At 70.6% G+C, this 2,220-nt stretch carries 2 protein-coding genes; one reads left to right on the forward strand and one right to left on the reverse strand.

Going from position 1 to position 2,220, the window contains the following annotated elements:
* A partial coding sequence (locus tag ACK5KK_RS00505; protein ID WP_416888135.1) for a superoxide dismutase occupies positions 1-369 on the reverse strand: 369 nt, incomplete at its 3' end.
* A 144-nt stretch (positions 370-513) separates the two neighbouring features.
* Here ACK5KK_RS00505 and ACK5KK_RS00510 point away from each other — a divergent pair.
* A partial coding sequence (locus ACK5KK_RS00510; protein ID WP_416888136.1) for a DNA translocase FtsK occupies positions 514-2,220 on the forward strand: 1,707 nt, incomplete at its 3' end.

Raw genomic sequence — 2,220 nt, forward strand, 5'->3', positions numbered from 1 at the left:
GACGCCGGCGGCGTTCATCCGCGAGCGCAGCTCGTCGGCGCTGCCGAAGGTGGCTTTGACGGCGTCGCCGAGTTCGCCGGCGGGGTCCCCGCCACCGTCCGGTGACATCACCGTCCAGAACAGGGTGTGGTTGGCGTGGCCGCCCGCGTTGTTCCGCACCGGCCCCTGCAGATCGGCCGGAAGGCTGCCCAGCTGTCGCAGCACGTCCTCGACCGAGGCGTCGGCCAGCGGCGTCCCCGCGAGGGCCTCGTTCGCCTTCGTGATGTACGCCTGATGGTGTTTATCGTGATGGATCTCCATCGTACGCGCGTCGATGTGCGGCTCGAGCGCATCCGGCGCATAGGGGAGAGGGGGCAGTTCAAAGGCCATGGGGCGGTTCTCCTTTCATCACCACTGACGTGGCTGTGGGCCTTCACGCTATCGGTCCCGCGGAAGGAAGACCCGTTCCGTTGGCCAAAAGGAACCAGTGGTCAACGAACCACACATTCATCGTCGCGCCCCAGAGAGGTGTCGTTGAGCACGCACGCCACACGTCAACGTCGCACGACCCGGCGCAAGCCGTCGCGCCAGACCGGTCTCGAACCGCATCAGGTGCGGGAACTGGCGGGCGCCTGCCTGGTCGCCCTCGGCGCGTTCCTCGCCGCCCAGCTGTTCCTGGGGTTCGGGGTCGGGCCGATCGGCGGGTGGCTGGAGGACGGGGTGCGGCTGGGTGTGGGACGGCTCACGATCGTCGCGCCGTTCCTGCTGATCGCCCTGGGCGTCTTCGTGATCCTCGACGACGACGTGCTGCGCGTGGCACCGCTGCGCCTGGGCGTTGCGGTGGGTGTGGTCGGGCTGTGCACCGCCCTCGCGGCCGGCAGTTTCGGACTGGGCGGTGTGACCCGCAGCGACTGGTTCACCGTCCGGGTGATGCAGGGACGCGGCGGCGTCATCGGCGAGAGCGTGTGGTTCATGACCGGCTCGACGATCGGCGGTATCGGTACGGCGATCCTGGTCCTGCTGTCGTGGATCGCGGCCGCCGTGCTGATCTCGGGCGGCAGCCTGGGCCACCTGCTGCGCCGTTCGAGCCACGGCGCCGCCACCGCGGGGCGCTCGATGGGACGCGGCATGGCGACCGCCACGATGGGCGCGGTGCGCGGCGGCCAGGCGGTGCGACGCACGATGCGGTCCGGCCCCGACACCAACGATGGGGTCACGACGGTGGGTGTCCGGCGGCGTCGCGCCGCGCAGCCCGAGCACCCCCCGCTGGACGGCGCCGATCACTTCCCCGACCTCTTCGACGAACCGTCGACGCTGCCCCCGTCGCCCGCGCTCAGCGGAGACGAGCCGGCTGACGAGGAGCCGCCGGCGGCTCCCGCCGCCCCGGTCGATCGCCACCCGGATCCGGCGCCGCCGGCGGATCACGACGTCCCCATCCACGACGAGGCCGAGGTCCCGCGTCCCACGCTGGAGCCCGAGGAGACCCCGGCGGACGACGCCATCCCCGGGCGCGACGACGGGGACCACCACGATGTCGCCGAGGAGCCGTCCACCCGGACCGGACGGCGGACGCGCCGCTACACCCGCCCGCCGCTGAGCCTGCTGGAGAAGCGCGGCGGCCCGGGCAAGATGCCGAAGGAACTCATCAACGAGACCTCGCATCGCCTTGAAGAGACGCTGGGGCACTTCGGCATCACCGCATCGGTGACCGGTGCGGTGAGCGGACCGAGGGTGACGCGCTACGAACTCCAGTTGGCCCCGGGCACGAAGGTCGGCAGGATCACCGCCCTGCGCGACGACCTGGCGTATGCCCTCGCCGCGCGCGACGAACTGCGGATCCTCGCCCCGATCCCGGGCAAGCAGGCGGTCGGTGTCGAGGTGCCCAATCCGGAGGCGTCGGTGATCACCCTGGGTGACATCTACCGCCAGTTCCCGGCCACCGCCGGTCCGTTGATGGCCTGGCTGGGGCAGGACATCAGCGGCAAATCGGTCTCGGTCGACCTCTCGCGGATGCCGCACCTGCTGATCGCCGGGTCCACCGGCACCGGGAAGAGCGTCTGCCTCAACGTGCTGCTCGCCTCACTGCTGCTGCGCTCCAGCCCGGACGAGCTGCGGATGATCCTGATCGACCCGAAGAAGGTCGAGCTGAACCACTACGAGTCGATCCCGCATCTGCTGACACCCGTGGTCACCAACATGCGCGACGCCTCGGCGGTGCTCAGCAACATCGTGCGCGAGATG

It is taken from the genome of Microbacterium sp. (genome assembly GCF_047972865.1).
Classification (GTDB): Bacteria; Actinomycetota; Actinomycetes; order Actinomycetales; family Microbacteriaceae; genus Microbacterium.